At 35.3% G+C, this 22,574-nt stretch carries 17 protein-coding genes and 1 pseudogene; 6 read left to right on the forward strand and 12 right to left on the reverse strand.

Annotation, left to right across the window (positions count from 1 at the left end):
- Positions 1-4: 4 nt before the first annotated feature.
- From ACPF9A_RS11430 to recQ, 3 genes are all read left to right on the forward strand, one after another.
- Positions 5-691 (forward strand): GNAT family N-acetyltransferase, encoded by a 687-nt coding sequence (locus ACPF9A_RS11430; RefSeq protein ID WP_423996989.1) that lies wholly within the window; start codon positions 5-7, stop codon positions 689-691.
- Positions 692-955: 264 nt separating this feature from the next.
- Positions 956-1,288 (forward strand): single-stranded DNA-binding protein, encoded by a 333-nt coding sequence (locus tag ACPF9A_RS11435; protein WP_079511889.1) that lies wholly within the window; start codon positions 956-958, stop codon positions 1,286-1,288.
- Positions 1,289-1,688: 400 nt separating this feature from the next.
- Positions 1,689-3,773 carry a DNA helicase RecQ gene (gene recQ / locus ACPF9A_RS11440; protein WP_423996990.1) on the forward strand — a complete coding sequence of 695 codons (2,085 nt, stop codon included), beginning with the start codon at positions 1,689-1,691 and terminating at the stop codon, positions 3,771-3,773.
- A 19-nt stretch (positions 3,774-3,792) separates the two neighbouring features.
- Here recQ and ACPF9A_RS11445 read toward each other — a convergent pair whose 3' ends face one another.
- From ACPF9A_RS11445 to metG, 5 genes and pseudogenes are all read right to left on the reverse strand, one after another.
- Entirely contained in the window at positions 3,793-4,626 is an 834-nt protein-coding gene (locus ACPF9A_RS11445) for a phosphatase PAP2 family protein (RefSeq protein ID WP_423996992.1), read from the reverse strand.
- Between the two features lie 93 nt (positions 4,627-4,719).
- A complete protein-coding gene (locus ACPF9A_RS11450) occupies positions 4,720-6,087 on the reverse strand; it encodes a hypothetical protein (protein ID WP_423996994.1) in 1,368 nt (455 codons plus the stop codon).
- A gap of 139 nt (positions 6,088-6,226) precedes the next feature.
- Positions 6,227-7,127: pseudogene (locus ACPF9A_RS11455) on the reverse strand (histone deacetylase family protein).
- Between the two features lie 8 nt (positions 7,128-7,135).
- Positions 7,136-9,259, reverse strand: a complete 2,124-nt coding sequence (locus tag ACPF9A_RS11460; RefSeq protein WP_423996996.1) for a Tex family protein — start codon at positions 9,257-9,259, stop codon at positions 7,136-7,138.
- Between the two features lie 224 nt (positions 9,260-9,483).
- Complete coding sequence (metG, locus tag ACPF9A_RS11465; protein ID WP_423996998.1) at positions 9,484-11,586, reverse strand: methionine--tRNA ligase; 2,103 nt, start codon at positions 11,584-11,586, stop codon at positions 9,484-9,486.
- A 191-nt stretch (positions 11,587-11,777) separates the two neighbouring features.
- Here metG and ACPF9A_RS11470 point away from each other — a divergent pair, with 191 nt between their 5' ends.
- Positions 11,778-11,957 (forward strand): hypothetical protein, encoded by a 180-nt coding sequence (locus tag ACPF9A_RS11470; protein ID WP_423997000.1) that lies wholly within the window; start codon positions 11,778-11,780, stop codon positions 11,955-11,957.
- Between the two features lie 55 nt (positions 11,958-12,012).
- Here ACPF9A_RS11470 and ACPF9A_RS11475 read toward each other — a convergent pair whose 3' ends face one another.
- On the reverse strand, positions 12,013-13,716 hold the full coding sequence (locus ACPF9A_RS11475) for a DUF1501 domain-containing protein (RefSeq protein ID WP_423997002.1): 1,704 nt from the start codon (positions 13,714-13,716) through the stop codon (positions 12,013-12,015).
- Positions 13,717-13,727: 11 nt separating this feature from the next.
- Positions 13,728-15,221 (reverse strand): DUF1800 domain-containing protein, encoded by a 1,494-nt coding sequence (locus ACPF9A_RS11480; protein ID WP_423997004.1) that lies wholly within the window; start codon positions 15,219-15,221, stop codon positions 13,728-13,730.
- Positions 15,222-15,407: 186 nt separating this feature from the next.
- Between ACPF9A_RS11480 and ACPF9A_RS11485 the strand changes: the two genes are divergently transcribed.
- Entirely contained in the window at positions 15,408-15,767 is a 360-nt protein-coding gene (locus ACPF9A_RS11485; protein ID WP_423997005.1) for a YraN family protein, read from the forward strand.
- 88 nt (positions 15,768-15,855) lie between these two features.
- Positions 15,856-16,515, forward strand: a complete 660-nt coding sequence (locus ACPF9A_RS11490; RefSeq protein WP_423997007.1) for an aspartate kinase — start codon at positions 15,856-15,858, stop codon at positions 16,513-16,515.
- On the opposite strand, the gene ACPF9A_RS11495 is transcribed toward ACPF9A_RS11490, so the two are convergent.
- The 5 genes from ACPF9A_RS11495 to mfd form a co-directional block, all read right to left on the reverse strand.
- On the reverse strand, positions 16,512-17,831 hold the full coding sequence (locus ACPF9A_RS11495; RefSeq protein WP_423997009.1) for a TlpA family protein disulfide reductase: 1,320 nt from the start codon (positions 17,829-17,831) through the stop codon (positions 16,512-16,514). The two genes, ACPF9A_RS11490 and ACPF9A_RS11495, sit on opposite strands and share 4 nt — an antisense overlap.
- Positions 17,832-17,998: 167 nt before the next feature.
- Positions 17,999-18,340 carry a hypothetical protein gene (locus ACPF9A_RS11500; RefSeq protein WP_423997011.1) on the reverse strand — a complete coding sequence of 114 codons (342 nt, stop codon included), beginning with the start codon at positions 18,338-18,340 and terminating at the stop codon, positions 17,999-18,001.
- Entirely contained in the window at positions 18,340-18,669 is a 330-nt protein-coding gene (locus ACPF9A_RS11505; protein ID WP_423997013.1) for a hypothetical protein, read from the reverse strand. The genes ACPF9A_RS11500 and ACPF9A_RS11505 overlap by 1 nt, the downstream gene beginning before the upstream one ends.
- A 150-nt stretch (positions 18,670-18,819) precedes the next feature.
- Positions 18,820-19,146, reverse strand: a complete 327-nt coding sequence (locus ACPF9A_RS11510) for a TerB family tellurite resistance protein (RefSeq protein WP_423997015.1) — start codon at positions 19,144-19,146, stop codon at positions 18,820-18,822.
- Between the two features lies 1 nt (position 19,147).
- Positions 19,148-22,516 carry a transcription-repair coupling factor gene (gene mfd, locus ACPF9A_RS11515; RefSeq protein WP_423997017.1) on the reverse strand — a complete coding sequence of 1,123 codons (3,369 nt, stop codon included), beginning with the start codon at positions 22,514-22,516 and terminating at the stop codon, positions 19,148-19,150.
- Between the last annotated feature and the right edge of the window lie 58 nt (positions 22,517-22,574).

Here is a 22,574-nt window from a genome sequence, read left to right on the forward strand (position 1 = left end):
TTAAATGGTAAACTTAGAAGAGCAGCTTAAAAATCCGGTTTGGTATTCCTTAAATGAAACTCATAAAAAGTTTCTTGTTGAATATGACGGAGTGCGATTTTATGATCAAGAGGTATGCACTTTTGGGTCTTTTTTTGATGAATCAAAAACCAAAAAGGCTTCTAGTCAATATATAAAAACGACGGATAGTTTCTTCTTCGTATCAGAGAATCAAACCCCAATTATAGATGATGCTAAAATTTTTTTAGAACGAAAAATTGAAGGTTGCCAAATGATTTTAAAGCAACTGCCAGAAGTTTCAATAACAGAGGATATTGTCTTACTGACCGATGAATATATTGATGAAGTGTATGACTTAATCTGGTTGGTTATGCCTGGTTATTATCGTAGAAGAACTTTTGAAATGGGTAATTATTATGGAATTTTTAAAGACGGAAAATTGGTTTCAATAACCGGTCAGCGAATGCAAACGAACCTATTTATAGAAGTAAGTGCCGTTGTAACTCACCCCGATTATACCAAAAGGGGATTTGCAAAACAACTCATCGTGCACACTACAAAAGAGATTTTAAAAGTAAATAAAACACCTATTCTACATACCAATAAAGGAAATTTGGCAATACCTCTTTATCAGAAATTAGGATACGAATTAACCAGAGATATGAATTGGTGGACCTACCGTAAAATTTGATTAATGCTGCTTTCCATGATAAATATTTTTCGTTTCATTTTGAATTTTTCTACTATTTAAAGAATTAATCCTTTTTTATTTCAATTTTTTATTTATTTAAATAACTGATTATTAGAATTAAAAAAGTTTATAAACGACTGTAAACGATAACAAACGATAGTAAGTGTTTACGAACCGATTAATATTTCAATGCTGTTCTAGGTTTGCAGTGTCGAGTCACAATGGCTTGATAGTATGAACTGTTAAACCATAAAAATTAGAAAGATGAACGCATTAAAAAACAAAGTACAGTTGATTGGAAATTTAGGGCAAGACCCAGAAATCGTAAACTTAGAAGGAGGCACCAAATTGGCAAAGTTTTCTATCGCAACAACAGATAGTTATAAAAACGCGAAAGGTGAAAAAGTTGATGATACCCAATGGCATAATATTGTTGCCTGGGGAAAAACAGCTGAGATTGTAGAGAACTATTTAACCAAAGGAAAACAAGTTGCCGTTGAAGGTAAATTGACACACCGCTCATATGAAACAAAAGAAGGTGAGAAAAGATACATTACAGAAATTAGGTGTAATGAGTTGTTGATGCTGGGGAAGTAGATTGATCGTCTTCACGAGGAGGAACGACGAAGTGATCTGTAAGTTTGGAACACGAAATTGGCAGATTGCTTCGTGCCTCGCAAAGACGTTTGGGTTGAATCATCTGGACTTAAAAGTTAAGTTTTTTATAATGAACGTCTTCGCGAGGAGGTACGACGAAGTGATCTGTATGTTCGGAACACAAATGTGGCAGATTGCTTCGTGCCTCGCAAAGACGTTTGAGTTGAATCATTTGAACTTAAAGGTTTAGTTTTTTATTATGTACGTCTTCACGAGGAGGAACGACGAAGTGATCTGTTAGTTTGGTACACAAATTTGGCAGATTGCTTTGTGCCTCGCAAAGATCTAATACTACGAAAACATATGCTAAAGACATTTTCAAACACTATTTTTGCAAAACATGATTACAACAGAAAAAGACTTAATACCATTATTAAAAAAGCATTTTGGTTACGATTCATTTAAGCCGAATCAATTATCAATAATTGAAGATGCACTTAGTAAAAAAGATGTGTTGGCTATTATGCCAACTGGTGGTGGTAAGTCCCTTTGTTATCAGCTGACGGCATTGGCTCTTGAAGGAACTGCGATTGTGATTTCTCCGTTAATAGCTTTAATGAAGGATCAAGTAGATGTTCTAAAGGCTAACGGAATTGCAGCTGAATATTATAACAGCTCTCAGACTCAAGAAACTCAGCAAGAAATTCTTGGAAAATTAGAAAGAGGAGAGTTGAAACTATTCTATGTAGCACCAGAAAGTTTAGGCTTTTTTAATAACATTCTCGGTAACTTAAAGATTAGTCTTTTTGCGGTAGATGAGGCTCATTGTATTTCTTCTTGGGGACATGATTTTAGACCTGCGTATACGCAGCTTGGCGGACTAAAAAGAAGGTTTCCTAATATACCGGTAATGGCACTTACGGCTACTGCCGATAAGACTACCCAAGACGATATTGCAGATCAATTACAAATTCCGAATGCCGAACGTCATTTAGCATCTTTTAATAGGCCTAATTTATATTTGGATGTAAAACCTGCTCAAGATCGAATTAAACATATTCTTGATTTCTTAGACGATAGACCGAACGAAAGCGGCATTATTTACTGCCTTAGTCGTAAGAGTACGGAGTCTATTGCCGAGAAATTACGTAATGCAGGGTTTAAAGCCAAAGCGTATCACGCAGGTATGTCTTCAGATGAACGTTCTACTGTTCAAGAAGAATTCATTACCGATAAGGTGCCTATTATTGCTGCAACCATTGCTTTTGGTATGGGTATCGATAAAAGTAATGTTCGTTGGGTCATTCATTATAATCTTCCAAAGAACATAGAAGGGTATTACCAAGAAATTGGTCGTGGTGGTCGTGACGGACTCCCAGCTCACGCATTATTATTTTACAGTTTTGCCGATGTGGCTCAGTTGCGTAGGTTTATTACACAAAGTGAAAATGCCGATGTTGAATATGCAAAATTAGAGCGCATGCAACAATTCGCCGAGGCATTGAGTTGTCGTAGAATTGCTTTGTTAAATTACTTCGGAGAACAAGTAACAGAAGGTTGTGGTAATTGTGATATCTGTAATTCTCCACCTGCTTATTTTGACGCAACATTGTTGGCGCAAAAAGTATGCTCTGGTGTTGCTCGGTTAAAAGAGCGAGAACCTATGGGTATGGTTATCGATGTTTTAAGAGGTGCTCAGAATGCACATGTTTTGGAAAAAGGCTATCAGAACATAAAAACTTATGGTGCGGTAAAAGATGTTTCATGGTTAGACTTGCAGCAATATGTTATTCAATTGCTTAACCAGGGTGTATTGGATATTAATTTTAGGGAAGGTGCAAGACTAGGGTTGACTGATCAAGCAAAAGAGGTTTTATTTTCTGGGAAAAAGGTACAGTTGGCAGTTTTACAAAAGGAGACTGAAAAAACAAAGGCTGTCGCAAAATCACGAAATACGAAAACCAATTTATTCGAAAAGCTTCGCTTGTTGAGACAGCAAATTGCAACGGAACAAAATGTACCTGCCTATGTTGTTTTTGGAGATGCGAGTTTAAAAGATATGGAAGCTAAACTCCCGAAAAATAGAGAGGAGTTTATGCAAGTTTCTGGAGTAGGGCAGGCGAAATTAGAAAAGTATGCAGATGTATTTATTGCTGAAATAACCAAAAATGCCCCTGCTAAGAAATCTAAAAAAGCAACTCACGACCAAACTTTTGAATTGTTCAGAAAAGGGTCAACGGTTTCTGAAATCGCTACATCAAGAAACTTGTCTGAGAATACGATATACGGACATTTAATGAAAAAGCATGCCGATGGGGAAGAGCTCGATTTAAATCAGTTTGTTGATTCAAAAGAAATAGCAGAAATAGAAAAAGCAAAATCTGAACTCACAGAAGCCACTGGCTTAAAAGATTATTTTGAATTCTTTGAAGAGAAAATGCCGTATTGGAAGATTAAGTTTGCGTTGTATATGTTAGATTCTTAAAAATGGAAAGTTGTCAGCGTTAAAAATTAACGGTTACACCCATTTGCCTCGGTCCGAAATTTAGATTCCAACTTACCATTTTCTTTTGGTTGTTGTATTTCTCGTCATATCTTCTGTCTAGATATTTATCTATAGATTCTACGGTAGCAATACTTATGGCAAATGCAAACACCATATCACTCAAGTAATGTTGACCATCCCAAACACGAGAAATACCCGGGATAGCGCCTAAAGTGTAAATACCTGCTTTTACCCACGGGTTTTTAAATTGTTTCCCAATCGCGTAAGCATTTGTAAATGCCAATAAAGCATGCCCAGACGGAAAAGAATGGAAGTTTCTACTTGAATTGAAAGGGTCGAATGTGTCTTTACCTAAATTCGCCAAAGGTCTTGCTCTACCCACTACAGATTTTAATACCTGTTGTAGAAGTCCCGCTGAAGTCGCTGATGAAATTAATAATACTCCGGTTCTTCTTAATTTTTCGTTTTTGGTAATTAAACCCACAGCGTATACACCTGAAGTGGCTATGTAATTATTTTCAGGACTCCCGTAAAGTTCCCCATAATCACGTATAAATTGTGGTACGCCTTCTCTATTGTTTCTAATGAACCGAGATGTATCGTCGTCCACTAAATAAACCAAACCTGTACCCCCAACTACAGCACCGAATTGTGCCCATTGCTTACCTTGCCAATGAAACGGACTCGCATAAGAATGACCTACACCTCTAAACATGCTACTAACATCATAGGTAAACATATTCCAACGCGTTTCTGTAGAATCTTTTACGGAATCTTGAGCGTTTAAAGAAATGCAAAGGGTTATGCCTAAGAGGATGATTAGATTTTTCATGTTGCAAATTTAAAGTTCTGAGGGTTTAAAATAAACACCTTATGAAATTATTTTTAATTCAATCAATTAGCTAACCGATTGTCTTTATTTACCTTACGGATTAAAAGAGCGTAAAGTGTAGGTTTTTTTATAAGCATCATAGTTTCCTAAAATATAGGAATCTTTTAATTTAAATACAGTTCTTCCTGCTGGAGATATTCTATTTTCATCTTCGAAAGCTTCAATCTTATCAAACACATTTTCTGTAATAGTACCTTCTTGATGTTCGAATTTAGAATTAAATAATGCATCTACTTTGATGGCTTTTGTGTAAGTATATGATTGATATGCGAAAAAAGTAGGGTTGATAAAAACCGTTACGGCACCTAATCCAGCAATGGGAATTCCAAGACCTGGCATGGGTATAGGTATAAAAGAAGGTGAAGTACCTTGGTCTAAAACTCCGCCATATGAGATAAGTTTTAAATCGCCTTGATTTTGTACGGCAATTCCAGAATGTCCTTTGTTTAATTTTCTTAGTAGTTTTCCGGTATCTTCAAATTCTCTATGATTGTCAAAGGTTCCTCCGGTCTGAACAATAGAGGAGTTCTTGAATCTTATTTTTTCATTTTCATGCGCACTATATTCATTAATTATTTCACCTGTATGTATTTTTTGTGCTTTAAGATGAAAGGCTCTTCTAGTACTTATTATTTGATATAAAGTGCCTTTGTCTAAAAATGAATTACTGTTTTTATATTTATACTCCCAATTGTCCATTGCTTTTTTAATGTCTATTACACTACCCTTTAGTGTATTTAAGTCAATTTCTACTATTTGTGTAATACTATGGTTACTGTCGAAAGTAAGCGTGATGTAATTTTTGTTTTTATAAATTTTAGTAGGGTTACTGGCTATTTCTAAAGTTGTTGGATTATCCGTTTCAATTTTGACAACATCAAGTGATTTTTGCATGCCATAAAACCCAGAATTTGTAGTAACCATGTCATATAAATTTTCTGTTTTTTGTTTATGGTTTACAAATGAATGGTCAGAAAAATCGATAGAGAATTTACTGTAGTTTTTTCCGTCATTAAAACGATAGATATTGATAATCGCTGTTTTTGGCACAATAGTTAGCACATGAAATTTGTTGTTGTAATCAGCTGTTTGCAGAATTTTTTCATTATTTAAATCCAAATCAATCTCATTAAATTCTACAATATTCTCATTAAATGAAAAACGAGACGATGCAAATTTTCGTCGATTTTTGGTTGTTAAAAAAACAACGAAGTCTTGGTTGTCTAGAATGGTCTGCCCGAGTATTTGTTTGTATTCTCTGTCTTTTTCTTCTGTATTTAACTCAGCAGTTAATTCTCGTTTATCATTGAATAGATATCCTTTAATTTCTTTACCTCGTAGTAATACTAACGCAAGTCTGTTGTTAACCTCATCTACTAGAGGTACTATCTCGTCAGGCATTATAACTCTGTTTTTATATACTTCGGTAATACTCGCAATCTTTTCCTGAGCGAAACTGATATTCAAAAAAAATAGTAAGATTAAAAGAGAATTGTTTTTAAACTGCATTAATTACGATTATTGGATTAATTTATAAAAATTAAAAATACAGTTTCTGTGCCAATCGAAATGTATTAGCATGGGCTTCAACTATAATTTTAATGTCCGGTGAGTAGCCACCACCCATACTACATTGTATCGGTATATTTAGGTTGTGACATGTACTTAAAACGATCTCGTCTCGTTTTTTACATCCTTCTAATGTCATACTAAGTGTGCCCAATTTGTCACTTTCTAGAATGTCGACACCACAGAGGTAAAAAATGAAATCTGGCTTAACTGTATCAATTAGTTTGGGTAAATTTTCCTTGAGAATTGAAAGATATGTTTCATCAGTGGTTCCTTTTTGTAAGGGAATATCTAAATCCGATTTCTCTTTTTTAAACGGATAATTACTTGCACCGTGCATAGAGAATGTAAAAACGGCATCGTCATTCTGAAATATTTCTGCCGTTCCGTTTCCTTGATGCACATCTAAATCGACAATGAGAATCTTTTTTGCAAGACCTTTGTTCAATAAGTATTTAGCGCCAATTGCTTGGTCGTTCAGCATGCAAAATGCCTCACCATGATCGCTATAGGCATGATGAGTTCCGCCGGCAATGTTCATGGCAATTCCATATTCTAAAGCAAAATCACATCCTTTTATTGTTCCATCTGCAATAATACGTTCGCGTTCTACCAAGTCTTCTGAAAGTGGAAAACCTATTTTACGTGCCATTTTAGGCGAAATCATCATGTTCAACAAATCATAGAAATACTCAGGGTCGTGAACTGCTAATATATTTGTCATTTGGTATTTCTGGTTCAAAGAAATTTTCTTCTGTGCAGGTACCTTCATAAATTAATTGCTGTGGTAATAGCTCATATTTTTCCATAGGAAAACGATGGCCCTCTGGTAACGGATGTTTATATATTGGGTGATTCGCTATTTTCAGCATCGGTTCAATTATTTATGCAGCTTTAATTGAATACGTTTTCTTTGAACATCAACTTCTAAAACCTTTACAATAATCTGCTGATGTAAATGCACATGTTCATTTACATCTTTCACGAATGAGTTAGATAGGTTAGAAACATGAATTAATCCGCTTTCTTTAATACCGATATCTACAAAACAACCGAAGTTGGTAATGTTATTTACAATACCCGGTAATAGTTGTCCGCTATGTAAATCTGTAATCGATTTAATGGTTTGGTCAAAGGTAAATACCTTGGCTTTTTCTCTACGGTCTAAACCTGGTTTTTCTAGCTCTGAGCGAATATCTTCTAAGGTAGGTAGCCCAACTTCATTGGTGCAATACTTTTGAAGATCAATTTCTTTAAGTACTGTTTTGTTCCCAATCAACGATAAAATTTCTGTCCCTTTATCTTTTGCCATCTGCTTGACTATACCATAACTTTCTGGGTGTACGGCAGAATCATCAAGCGGATTCTTAGCATCTTTTATTCTTAAAAAAGCTGCACCTTGCTCAAATGCTTTTCCGCCTAAACGCGGCACATCCATAATATCTTTTCGGCTTTTAAAAGCACCTTTTTCTTTTCTTTGAGCTACAATATTCTCGGCTAATTTCGGACCAATACCAGAAACATAACTCAGTAACGGAACGCTAGCCGTGTTGATGTTTACGCCAACAGAATTTACACAACTTTCAACAACCGTATCTAGAGAATTTTTCAATTTGCCTTGATCAACATCATGTTGGTATTGCCCAACACCAATAGATTTTGGGTCAATTTTTACCAGTTCGGCAAGTGGATCAGCCAATCGTCTGCCGATAGAAACGGCTCCACGAACAGTAATATCGTAATTAGGGAATTCATCTCTGGCAATTTTAGAGGCGGAGTAAATAGATGCACCGGCTTCACTTACTACAAATACTTCAATAGGATTATTAAAAATCACCTTCTTTACCACTTGTTCTGTTTCTCTAGATGCCGTACCGTTACCAATGGCGATTGCCTCTATTTTATATGCATTTGCCAACGAACTCAATTTCTTTATCGCCCCAGCAACATCATTTTGTGGCGCATGCGGATAAATAGTTTCATTATGTACCAAGTTACCTTGGGCATCTAAACAAACCACTTTACAACCTGTTCTAAAACCTGGATCTATGGCAAGAATACGTTTTTCGCCTAGTGGTGCCCCTAGTAATAATTGTCTTAGATTATTAGAGAAAACAGCAATTGCTTCATCATCTGCTTTTTCTTTGGCTACCTTTAATAGTTCGTTGGATAAGGACGGAAAAAGCAACCTTTTATAGGCATCTGCAATGGCAAGTTCAATTTGCTTTCCGCAGGCATTATTTGTTTTTATAATTCTGTTTTCAATTCTATCGAGTAAACGTTCGTCATCTAGCTCAATTTTAACCCGGATAAATTTCTCTGATTCGGCACGTAAAATGGCAAGTAATCGGTGAGACGGACATTTGTTCAATGGCTCGCTCCACTCAAAATAATCACGGAATTTCTGTGCCTTTTCATCATCTTTTTTAGTGCCTATTACTTTGGTGCTAATAATGGCAAATCTTGCTAATTGAGATCTTATAGAACTTCTTATATCGGTACGTTCATTGATCCATTCAGAAATAATATGACGGGCTCCTTCTAAGGCATCATCTTCATTTTCTACCTCTTTGCTGAGATATTTAGATGCCGTAAATTCAATGTCATCATTACGTTGTGCCATAATGATTTTTGCTAAAGGCTCTAATCCGTTTTTGCGCGCAACTTCTGCTTTTGTTTTTTTACTTTTTTTGAATGGAAGGTATAAATCTTCTAACTGAGTAAGATCTTCAGAATTTACGAACTTTTGTTTCAGTTCAGCAGTTAACTCCCCTTGGTCTTCAACGGCTTTAATAATTGCTTTTTTTCGCTTTTCTAATGCTTCGAACTGTTCTTTAAATTGAACGATAGCACCAACTTGTACTTCATCTAAATTACCAGTCTTTTCTTTACGATATCTAGATATAAAAGGAATGGTACAATCTTGATTTAAAAGCTCAATAGTATTTTGAATCCCCTTCTCAGGTAGCTGGGTATATTTAAGTATATATGGCAGTAATTGCATGTAAAATCGTTTAGAACTTTTAAAAATACCCAATATTAGGTATTGAAATCAAGCTGTAGAAGGTATTTGTGTTGATTTTAATATTCTTTCTTTTCTTTTTTCATGGTATACCGATGCCCTTGTAAAATCGAATACCATGATTACGGCTATAACAGGGGTCTATTTAAAATAAGAAGCCTTGGTGAATATTCACCAAGGCTTCTTTAATTAATTAAAATTGTTCTTTATTTAATCCCTTCGCCATTACCAACACTATCCTCATCTGGGTTTACAAACACCAATTTTCCATCGGTATTTTCGGTCATTAAAATCATACCTTCACTGTCTACACCGCGTAATGCTCTTGGCGCAAGGTTAATTAAAACAGTAACTTTTTTACCAATTATTTCTTCAGGAGAAAAACTTTCTGCAATACCAGACACTATAGTTCTAACATCTAACCCGGTATCTACTTTTAAAACTAAAAGCTTCTTAGCTTTTGCCATTTTTTCAGCTTTGATAATGGTACCTACACGCATATCTAGTTTAGAAAAATCATCGAATGTAATGGTATCTTTTTGTGGCATTAGTTTTTTGTTTTCGTTTTGGTTCGCTTTTTTGGTCGCCTCTAACTTATCTAATTGTGTTTGGATTTCGCTATCCTCGATTTTTCTAAATAATAGCTCGGCTTCGTTTATTTGATGTTCAGGTTGTAATAATGCTTCTATTGTTGAAACATCATTCCAATTTAGACTTCGGCTACGCTCAGTCTCCGAATCTTGTTTTGAATTCAACTTAATATTTAGAATATTCTTAAGCTTATTAGATGTAAATGGCAAAAATGGTTCGCTTAAAACAGCTAAACCAGCCGCAATTTGTAAGGCAACGTTCATAATAGTTTTTACACGTTCTTCATCAACTTTAATCACCTTCCAAGGTTCTGCATCGGCTAGGTATTTATTACCTAATCGAGCAAGATTCATTAATTCTTGACCAGCTTCTCTAAAACGGTAGCGTTCAATAGAGCTTGAAATAATATCTGGAAATTTACCTAGTTGCTCTAGTGTCTCGGTATCTACATCGGTTAAATTACCTGCAGCAGGTACTTTGCCATCGTAATACTTATTGGTCAAAACAACTACTCTGTTAATGAAGTTACCTAAAATTGCTACTAACTCATTATTGTTACGTGCTTGAAAATCTTTCCAAGTGAAATCGTTATCCTTAGTTTCTGGTGCGTTTGCTGTTAATGTGTAACGCAAAGAATCTTGCATATCAGGAAAATCTACCAAATACTCATGTAGCCAAACTGCCCAGTTTTTAGAAGTAGACAGTTTGTTTCCTTCTAAATTCAAGAACTCGTTTGCCGGTACATTTTCTGGTAGAATATAACTGCCTTCCGCCTTTAACATAGAAGGGAAAATGATGCAGTGAAAAACGATATTATCCTTCCCGATGAAGTGAACTAATTTTGTGTTTTCATCTTTCCAATAGGGTTCCCAATCTTTTCCTTCACGGGCTGCCCATTCTTTGGTAGATGAAATATATCCGATAGGTGCATCAAACCAAACATATAATACTTTGCCTTCACCACCTGGTACGGGAACGGGTATGCCCCAATCTAAATCTCTAGTTACGGCTCTTGGCTCTAATCCGCCATCGATCCATGATTTACATTGTCCGTATACATTAGGTTTCCAATCATCTTTATGGCCTTTTAAGATCCATTCCCTTAAAAACTCTTCATACCTGTCTAATGGTAAAAACCAGTGTTTTGTTTCTTTAGTTGTAGGTATAGTTCCGGTTATAGTTGATTTCGGATTTATTAAATCAGTAGCATTTAAACTAGACCCACAATTTTCACATTGATCTCCATATGCCTCTTCATTACCACATTTAGGGCATGTGCCGATTACAAAACGGTCTGCCAAAAATTGCTGAGCTTCCTCATCATATAACTGCGCGGTAGTTTCTTCTATAAAATCTCCTTTGTCATAAAGATTTATAAAGAATTCTGAAGCCGTATCGTGATGAACCTTTGCAGATGTTCTTGAATAATTGTCGAACGTTATTCCAAAATCTACAAAAGACTGCTTAATAATTGCATGGTATTTATCGATAATATCTTTTGGTGTAACGCCCTCTTTTTTAGCTTTCATAGAAATGGCAACGCCATGTTCATCGCTACCACAAACAAAGGCAACATCTTTACCAGTTAACCTTAGGTAACGGGCGTATATATCTGCGGGTACATAAACGCCGGCCAAATGACCAATATGTATTGGACCATTTGTGTATGGCAACGCTGCAGTAATCGTATATCTAGAGGGTGTTTTAATATCGGACATCAAAATAAATTAAGCTACAAAAATACTGAATTTGAAGGGAGAATTACTAATTACTTAAGATAGTAGTAAGCTACTAGATGAAAATTTTAACCGATTCTAACTATGTCGTTCATGGATATTTTATACTAAAAACATTTAGAATCTGTTATAATGTAAGAAAATACCTATTTATTAACTAAAACATAGATGTTATGGCTGTTGGTAATTCAAGAAAGTTAAAGCTTGATGAAAGCTTAGAACAATTTAATACAGGAATAAAAGATGCACAAACAAGTAAAGATGATGTTGTGCGGCTTTATAAAGACAAAAACCATAGAGTTAAAAAAGAACTAAGATTTGAGTCCAAAATGAACAACTCGAAATTGACATAAATAAAAAGCCCTATTCAAGTATTTTGAATAGGGCTTTTTACATTTGGGAAACAGATTAAGCTACCATCACTGATTTACTCATTTTTTTGTTTTGTACACTTATACGATAAATGTACTTACCTGTTGATAGCTGTTCGGGCATGCGCTCTCGTATATTTATTTCGGCAGAACCTTCGAACATCATTTCGTTAAAAACGGTGCCGACTTTCTGACCAAGAATATTAAAAAGTTCAATATCTACATGTGCCGAAAATGGCATTTCTAAATAGATATGTGGTGTACTATCCGTTGGATAAAAAGGTTTGTGTACAACGGCATTTATTAAGTCTGGGTTAAACGGAGTCTCTGCTTGTTCATCAGGGTAAACAGGTGGTGTAACTTCACCATCGCTATACGCAATATCAGGAAAAACTTCTCCGCTACAGCTAAAGCCTAAGTCTACTGGTACATATGGTTTGTAGTTCAATAAATGTGCTTCTACCAATGGTACGTCTACACAAAGCCATTCTGCAAGAACTGTGGCGTAAAGATCTCTAAAATCCATCGTATATTCCAGGTTTCCTCGTCCATCTGGATCGTCTAGAGTTGGGTGGTCGCCAACAAATGCACTACCATTTAAACCTGATCCAAAAAATAAGGTCGGTGTTGCTTTACCGTGATCGGTACCATTAGAACCATTTTCAAAAATTCGTCGTCCAAATTCAGAGAAGGTCATGCTTAATACTTTATCGTCTTGCTGGGTAAAAGCTATGTCTTCATAGAAGTTGTTTACCGCAACAGATAAATTAGTCATTAAATTGGCATGTGCCTGTGGTTGATTACCATGGGTGTCAAAACCGCCCATTGAAATCATATACACCTTTGTGCCAAGGTTACCTTTTATTAATCTTGCTATAAGTGCCAATTGGCGTGCAAAACTATTGTCTTGATATTCTACTTGATTTTGCCCACGTGTGTAAGCATCATGTATAATACCAGAATATTCATAAGTTGTATTGGCTACTCCTCTCAAAAATTTCAACTGATCACCGTACATACAGTCATTGAATAAGGTATCATCTAAACCATAGACAACGCCAGATTCTGCAATTTCCTCTAGTTGATCAACATTAGAAGTTACAAATGCATAATTGGTTTCATCTCCTTGAAATACCAAACTACCAAACTGTCCAATTTGTATGGCAGCTGGTGCCGCTGGGGGATTAACTAAATAATCTGGGTACATGTTTTCAAAATGCCTACCCATCCATCCGGTATTTAAACCACTGAACCCTGTAGTTTCTATGTCTGTATTCGCAAAAATATCTGAACCTGTAAAGTGAGATAAACTTTGTCCTTCATAACCTACACCATGCACTGCTTTAAACTGACCTTCTTCCCACATTGGAGCCAAAGAACTCATGTACGATGGTACACCAAATTCATCGGTCAATTTTAAAACCTTACTTTCTGGTATATAGATATTAGGTCTTGCATTGGCATAACTATCGTATTGTTCTATAGGTATGACCGTGCTTAATCCATCATTACCACCAGACAGGCGAATAAGTATTAAGATATTATCTGTTTCTGCAGCTGATATGCCCGCCGATAATGGCGATGGGGCAGATGCCGATAACATATTTGCACCTAGCATCATTGAGCCTGAGCCCGCAATGCCCATTGCTTGTAAAAAAGAGCGTCTGCTCCATGTTTTATGTTCTTCATCATGACCTTCGTGTTGAAGACCTTTAAATGGGGAGTGGTGTGTGTTGCACATAAGAGTAGGTGTTATTTTAATTGAAACTCAGGTTGTCTAGCTAAATACTGAAAAAGGAGGTATACTTGAAACGGACCTTGTTGCCAAGTAGCCAGCGTCCATGATTCTTGATTACCACCATTGTAGTAAACATCTTCTACATCACTTCTGAATATGGCAAATGCTTTGGCATATTCTTCTTCGTTTAGAAGTCCCTTAGTTAAAACGAAATCTATAATTAGTCTAGCAACCTCGTCGGGGTTTGAGCTTGTTAAACCTGTATTTCCTGATATTTCGAGTCCAAATGTTCTAAATTGCTCATTGTCGGCCATATAGAATTCTTCTAATATGCTTTCAATGGTAAGCCAACGCCCAATCATAAAATTGGTGTTGATCCAAGACCTGTCTCTTTGCCAACCGGCAACATCAAAAGGTTCAAATATTTTTTGACTTAATAAGGCACTGTAATTGACCATTTCGGCAACATTCGTGTCTGTATAACTAAAGCCCGATTCGTTTAGGGCGTTAAAATAAAAATCTACCGGACTCTTTATAATTACTCCAATAGCTTCATCGTCGAAAAAGTGCTGACTTTTAAATAATAGTCTTAACACCGGTGCCAATTCAAAGTCATTGGTTACAAATGTGGCAGCCATGCCGTCAATAATCATTTGTGCGTTGTTGGCATCATCTTTAGAATCTGGGTGTACAAAAAATTCATATAATTTACGGCAGATGAATTCAGCTATTTCGGGAGCTCTTTGTTCAAAGAGGATGTTGATAACATCATCATATCCCCAATTACCAGTTTGTCCTAATATGGTTTTGGAATTTTCATCATGCTTAGTAGCATCAAAGGCTACAGCTGAGCAACCAACTTCGCCGCGTTCTACATAACCACTTAAGGCTTTTGCTGTTTCAATAATATCTTCTTCAGTATACCCGTTGCCTTCACCCAAAGTAAATAGCTCATATAATTCACGAGCATAATTTTCATTTGGGTTGTTACCATTATTATACACGCCGTCTAAGTAGTATAACATGGCATTGGTTAACCCAATTTCGCTAGTAAAAGTTTTAAAATTACCTAAAGAGTTGCGTTGAAGACAGTCTATATATTGATATAAAAAAGAATTACAGTTGTAAACATCTAATTCAGTAACAAAATGATTGCTCCAGAAAAAGCTTAACCGATCTCTTAAATTGTTGTTCAAAAGACCATTGGCATAAGCCAATTGAAATTCAGATTTTTGATCTCTCTTTAGTTGATTACTTGCATCACTATCTGCAGGGTAGTTGTCGTTGTTCCAATTTGCCCAAGTAGGTGTCGCTATTTGAGTCATATTCAAAGCTTCATCTACTAAACTATCTACCAATGCACCGGCAGATTGACCCGTTGCTTGGTTAATAGTTGCCACAGAGGCACTAAAACCTAATCGGCGGTATAAATGAGCTGCTCTTAGCTGATCTAAATTAGCTGTATACGGAGCAAGAGTAGAAGTATTACAATTAATGAAATATTCCATATTCTTAAATTGGCATTTGTATTACGTTCGTAGAGTTGGGGCTTCTATGCTAAACGTTTCGAAATTTGGTATAGTATTTAAAACCATCTATTTTCGATAATAAGATTTCAAATAACGAGATTTATTGACAAAAAGGCGATGAAATTCCTGTTTTTTCGATGAATTACACAATTTACGAACTACACCATGGGAAAACACAATGAATTTGGTAAAGAAGGAGAGCAGATAGCGGTAGATTATCTTAAAAAAAATGGGTATGCCATTAAGTATAAAAATTATAGATACCTAAAAGCTGAGATTGATATTATAGCTAAAAAAGGAGATGTTTTGGCAATTGTAGAAGTGCGTTCAAGAAGTTCAGATTTTATTCAAAATATTGCTGAGACGGTTACACCTAAAAAAATTAAGCTATTAGTTATGGCGACCGACCATTATGTTACCGATAATAACTTAGACGTTGAGGTACGTTTTGATATCATAACCATTCTTAAAAATAAGAGCCAATTTGAGCTAGAACATTTAGAATCTGCCTTTTACCATTTCTGAGTAATCTACTAAAATAGTAGATTTATTAAAAAACATTTTGTTTTATTTATAACAAGTTGTTATATTTGCACAACAACCATACAGTAAAATGAAAACAATATCATCAGTCGTTGAAGAGTACATTAAGAAAAAGCCATTTTTACAAAGTGCTCTAGCACAGGGCATCATCAATCTTACATCGCTATCTAGAATAGTGAAACCAGAGATTGAGCATGAATTAGGTAAAGACATTCGTAATGGCGCAATTGTAATGGCATTGAAACGCCTGTCTGATGATTTGGAATTTAGGGCAACCCATAAAATTCTAAAAGTATTGAAGAATATTGGTGAAATCACCGTAAGATCTTCGCTTACCGATTATACTTTTTTAGCTTCAGATAAAATATTGGTACATCAAGCTAAGTTGCTTGAAGAGATCAACAATAATCAAGATGTTTTCTATACCTCTAGCCGTGGTGTAAACGAAATCAACATAGTAATTAGCAATGTAATGGATAAAACAGTTGAGAAACTGTTTAAAGATGAAAAGTGTACTCAAAAAGCGGAGGAACTTTCATCGATTACGGTAAAATTACCTGCTGAGAATGTTTCGGTACCTGGTATTTACTACTTTATTTTTCAGAGGTTAGCTTGGGAAGGCATTGTCCTTTACGAAGTAATCTCAACAACCAATGAATTTACGATTCTAGTAAACGATGATCAAGTAGATATTGCCTTTAAAACAATAAAGGATTTAAAAGCGCTTTAGTTTTCTAAAAACTCTACAACTTCTTTGTCAGACTCTGGTTTTGCCAAAAATCGTTTTTCACTATCCAATATAAAATAGGTAGGTGTGCTTTGTATACCAAAAGTATGTGCATAGTCGCTTTCCCATCGACCTAATGCTATAGCATGATTAAAATTTGGTAATGTTGCAGAAACCTCTTTCCAGTTTACATCATCATCTTCTAAACCGATAGCAACAATTTTAAGGTTATCGAAATCTTTTAATTCTTTATGTAAAGCCGGTAGTTCTTTTAAACAGTGAGAACATGTGCTGCTCCAAAAAACAAGCAAGTAATTCTCGGCTTTTTCCATGGTTAATAGCGAGTGTTTTTTGCCTTTCGCTACCCAAGTAATATCAGGGGAAATTGCTCCGATTCTTAGGCGAGATGCCATTTCAATTTCATCGACCAATTTTTGATTGTTATTAGTCTGTGCCAATTTTTTTAAATAATTTTTAAATATGTAATCTTGTACCGTGCCCATTTCATTGGCATCTGCAATTTTCCATAATTGGTGCAGTGCCTTTTCTTGAAAGCCAATTGGTGTTTTAGCAATATATTCAGCAGTAGTCTTAACGTTTTTAGTTACTTCACTTTCTAATATGTCTTTAGTAGAAATATCAGCAGGAAGTGCTGAGAAAACATAAGAAGCGAATTTGTCAGTCAAAAAATTAGAGCCTTGTAAAATAGGATCAGTACTATTTAAGTTGTCGAAATGATGCTGCTTTTTATGCTTTAAGAAAGTTTCTAGGTTTTCGAATTCAGCAGGAATATAGCTTCTGTTCGCTTTAATGAATCTATGGGCAATAGTAGTCGCATGTTTTTCTTCAAAAGATGCTTGTATGGTATTTATCTCTTTAATAATACCAGTGTATTCTTTGTTTGGTTCATTTTGGGTTTCATAAAATTCTATCAGCTTGTCCTGCGCAGCAGTAACTTTAGAAAAATATTCATGGTACCATTTATTTTCCTCAGAATTGGTAATTGTTAATCCGTTTTCAAGATCAAAATTAAATTTTACATCCTCTTTTTTATCATAAATAACATCGATATAAAATTCATCTTGCGGTACTGCATAAACTAAGCGGTAAATACCTGCTTGGGCAGTAGCTGGCATTTCTAATGTAAAAGAACCATCTTTTACAGCGGTATCGACACTATAACGTTCACCATTTGGTGTCAATTCGTAGGCGATTAACCATTTGAAATCTTTTGGAGGTGAAAAATTACCAGAAATAGAACCTTGTGCCTGTATACTTAGGCAAATAAAAAGAAGAAAAAAACTAATGAGAACTTTCATGATTTTATAAAGACAATTATCGGACCACTATGTATAGCAACATACTAAAAATGTAATTATTCTATTTATGATAATCCTTTATTGATTATTTAATAAGCGAAGAATACCTTGTTTAAAGAATAAAAGTAATAATCAATCGGCAATTGTGAGGTGTAATTTTAAAAAGCTTATGAAAATTCCCTTTCAATTTTCATGTGACCAAGGGCTTCAGCTATTTTTTGTAGTTCCTTTTCATGAACAAATCCATCAGAAATTGCCACTTCTTCTAAAAGATTAGATAATACTTTCTTTTTGTCTAAAGACATCAGGTTTAGAATTTTGTAGGCTTTTGCTTTGTCTAGATTTCGAGCTTGCCCAACAAAGAAACTATCAAAAGAAAAGCGTTCCATTAATTCTGTTAGGTATCGCATTTCGGCAGGGTCAACTTTACTATCAGCTAGAATAACATAGTCTACCATTTTTACAACGGCTAATTTTTCTTCTTGTGTAAATTCTATTATACTAGCCATTACTCTGTTTCCTCTCCTAATCCAATATTAATAAAAGTGTCAATAATAAGGTCCATTTCTTTTTTATGAATGGCACCATCGGCAATGGCAACTTCTTCAAGAATGTCGGCAAGTGCTTTCTTTTGATCGTGTGGTAAATTATAAAGTGTAACTATTGCATTGTCATAATCTAACAAATTTGCACGCTCTAAAAATGCGTCGTTAAAACCAATGACGCTTTTTAGTTTGTTCAAAGTTTCTAGTTCGGCCGGGTGTATTTTACCATCTGCCTCTATTACTTCATAAATCATTTTTACAAAGGCTGCTTTTACAAACTCTTCAAACTCCATTATCTTTATTTTGGAGTTGAAAGATAAGGAAAACGGTGATACTTTTTAATATAGTTGTGCAAGTAGTTTTACAACCTTATTAAAAGTTACTAGTAGTAGCTGATAACATGTGCGAGGCGAAGATAATTGCCCTTGTTAATTTGATACTTACTATGCTTTTTTAGAGAGCCCTATTTCAGAGAAGACATGTCGTATAACATCACTTTCTTTTTCATGAATATATCCGTCAGATATAGCTACTTCTTTTAATATTTGGGCCAGTTTACTTTTCTTATCCTCAGGCATTTGTTTTAAGATATGTACACTTTGCTCTAAATCGATGTTACGTGCCTGAATTAAAAAATTACTATCAAAATCGATGATGGACATTAATTTCGCCAAAGCATTGATTTCGCCATTATGCACTTCACCATCGGCTACAATAACCGAATCGATTAAATGTACCATAGCCAACTTTTCTGAAATATCAAACTCCATATTATGCAATTGTTTTTTCTTTTATTTCAAATGGCTTTAATGCCAAATAGGCCCTGTCGGTAGATCTTATGTTTTCGAAAACTAGTAATAATCGTAATCCGTTTCGGGTCTTTTTTTCTTTTATTTTACACTGTTGGGCGTGAGATTGTACATATTGTAAAACTCTTGTAAATGTCGAAGTTTGATAAAATTCAGATTGTTGATCACTTATAAAGTATCCGATCATTTTACCTTGCTTCATTACAATTTTCTCTAAACCGATGCTATTTGCAATCCATTTTATACGGACCGAGTTAAGTAAATCTGCAGCCTGATCTGGCAATTCACCGAAACGATCTACTAATTGTGCTTCAAATTTTTGAAGCGCAGCTTCGTCTTTTACCTGGTTCAGGTCTGTATATAACGTTAACCTTTCGGTAATATTATTAATATAATCGTCAGGAAAAAGTAATTCAAAGTCAGAATCTATCTGTGTTTCTTTAACGAACACCTTCTCATGTTTGCCTTCAACCTCTTCATAAAGGTCTTTAAATTCGTTTTCTTTTAATTCATCTATCGCTTCAGCTAATATTTTCTGATATGTTTCAAAACCGATTTCATTAATGAATCCGCTTTGTTCACCACCTAGCAAATCGCCAGCACCACGAATCTCTAAATCTTTCATGGCAATATTAAAGCCGCTGCCTAATTCGGTAAACTGCGCCAAAGCTTCAATACGTTTACGTGCGTCATTGGTCATTGATTCGTAAGGCGGAGTAATGAAATAACAGAATGCCTTTTTATTACCACGACCTACACGACCACGCATTTGATGCAAATCGCTCAAGCCAAAATTATTGGCGTTATTAATAAAAATTGTATTGGCATTTGTAACATCTAGACCACTTTCTACAATAGTGGTCGATACCAAAACATCGAACTCACTATTCATGAAACCAAGCATTAAAGCTTCTAGTTTTTTACCCTCCATTTGACCGTGACCAACTGCTACTTTAGCATCGGGCACTAATCTCTGGATCATACCGGCAACTTCTTTTATATTTTCAATACGATTGTGAATAAAGAATACCTGACCGCCACGTTCAATTTCATAACTAACGGCATCTCGTATAATTTCTTCATTGAAACGTACAACCTGACTTTCAATAGGGTATCTGTTTGGTGGTGCCGTTGTAATCGTAGAAAGATCACGAGCAGCCATCAAACTAAATTGAAGTGTTCTTGGTATCGGTGTTGCTGTTAATGTAAGAACATCTACATTTTCTTTGATGGACTTTAATTTGTCTTTTACGGCAACCCCAAATTTTTGTTCCTCATCAACAATTAATAACCCGAGATCTTTAAACTGAACATTTTTATTCACCAGTTGATGGGTGCCAATAATGATATCGACCTTGCCTTCGCCCAATCGCTGTATCGTATCTTTTTTCTCTTTTGCTGTTCTAAATCTGTTCAGATAATCTACTGTAACAGGCATATCTTTTAACCGTTCAGAAAAGGTTCGGTGGTGCTGAAATGCCAATATGGTGGTTGGTACTAAAACGGCTACTTGCTTACCATTATCTACTGCTTTGAATGCAGCACGAATTGCAATCTCTGTTTTACCAAAACCTACATCGCCACATATTAAGCGATCCATAGGGCGCTCACTTTCCATGTCTCTCTTTACATCTTCGGTAGCGGTACTTTGATCGGGAGTATCTTCATAAATAAACGAAGCCTCTAGTTCATTCTGCAAATAACTATCTGGGTTATATTGAAATCCCTTTTCTAGCCTTCGCTTCGCATATATTTTAATAAGGTTAAACGCAATTTTCTTAACACGCGATTTGGTCTTTTCCTTGATTTTTTTCCACGCACCAGAACCTAATTTGTAAATTTTTGGTGGTGCACCATCCTTACCATTGAACTTTGAAATTTTGTGGAGAGAATGTATGCTAACGTATAAAATATCACGTTCACCATACATCAATTTTATGGCTTCTTGCTTTTTGCCTTCAACATCAATTTTTTGTAATCCGCCGAACTTACCTATACCGTGGTCAATATGGGTAACGTAATCACCGATTTCAAGTTTGTTCAGTTCTTTTAAAGTAATTGCCTGCTTTTTCGCATAACCGTTCTTTAAATGGAATTTGTGGTAACGTTCAAAAATCTGATGATCGGTATAACAAACCAATTTTTGATCATCATCTATAAAACCTTGAAATAACGGAGATACAATTATTTGATAATGAACATGTTCGTTGACTTCTTCAAAAATGTCATGAAAACGTTTGGCTTGTTGCTCACTGGCACAAAAGATGTAGTTGGTATAGCCTTGGTCTTTGTATCCATTTAAATTCTCAATTAATAAATCGAACTTTTTATTAAATGAAGGTTGTGGTTTTGAGTGGAATTCAACAACCTCAACGGCATCTCTTTTTGCATCTTGCGTTAAAAGTGTAAAGCCAGAAAGTTGTTCTCTAAATTCAGCACCGCCCATAAATAACTCTTCGGGTTCGGCATGCTTAATGTCTTTTGATAATTTTGTAAACGCTTCTTTTGCCTTTTCGAAAAAATCATCTAAACGGTCATAAAGAAAATCGGTATTCTTGGCAAATAGTAAGGTTTTGGATGATACATAGGTCAAAAAACTCTGCCTTTTCTCTATCAAAAACTTGTCGGCCATGTTGGGCACAATCGTAATTGATTTTACCTTTTCTTTCGAAAGTTGTGTTTCTACATCGAATGTTCTAATACTATCAATTTCATCGCCAAAAAACTCAATTCTGTAGGGTTCGTCATGCGAGAATGAAAAAACATCTACAATACCACCACGAACCGAAAATTCGCCAGGTTCAGTAATAAAATCTACCCGCTTAAATTTATATTCGAATAAAATTTCGTTTAAAAAATCTAGCGAAAGTGTATCGCCCAATTTCATCTTCAGGGTATTCTTGTCTAGCTCTTTTCTGGTAACTACTTTTTCGAAAAGTGCATCGGGATAGGTAACTATTACCGCTGGCTTTTTTCTAGAATTAATTCTATTTAAAACCTCTGCACGTAAAAGCACATTGGCATTATCCGTTTCTTCGATTTGATAAGGTCTTCGGTAACTACCTGGGTAAAAAAGCACATTATCTTCGCCAATAAGGCTTTCTAGATCATTTAAATAATAGGCAGCTTCTTCTTTATCATTGAAAATCGCCAAGAACGGACGGTCTTCTGTTTTGAAGATGGAAGAAAGTACGAAAGAAAGTGATGATCCTACGAGACCTTTTAATTGAATGTTTTTGGTTCCTGAATTTTCAGAAACGGCAATAGTATTTTGCAGTTTCCCTATCTGGGGAGACTGATTATACCGTTGTTGGATAGAAGAATGACTCAACAGTTTATAATTTTTACAAATATAAGCATACCTAAGAAATGGATACGATTCATTATTA

The organism is Maribacter sp. IgM3_T14_3 (assembly GCF_049603095.1).
GTDB lineage: Bacteria > Bacteroidota > Bacteroidia > Flavobacteriales > Flavobacteriaceae > Maribacter.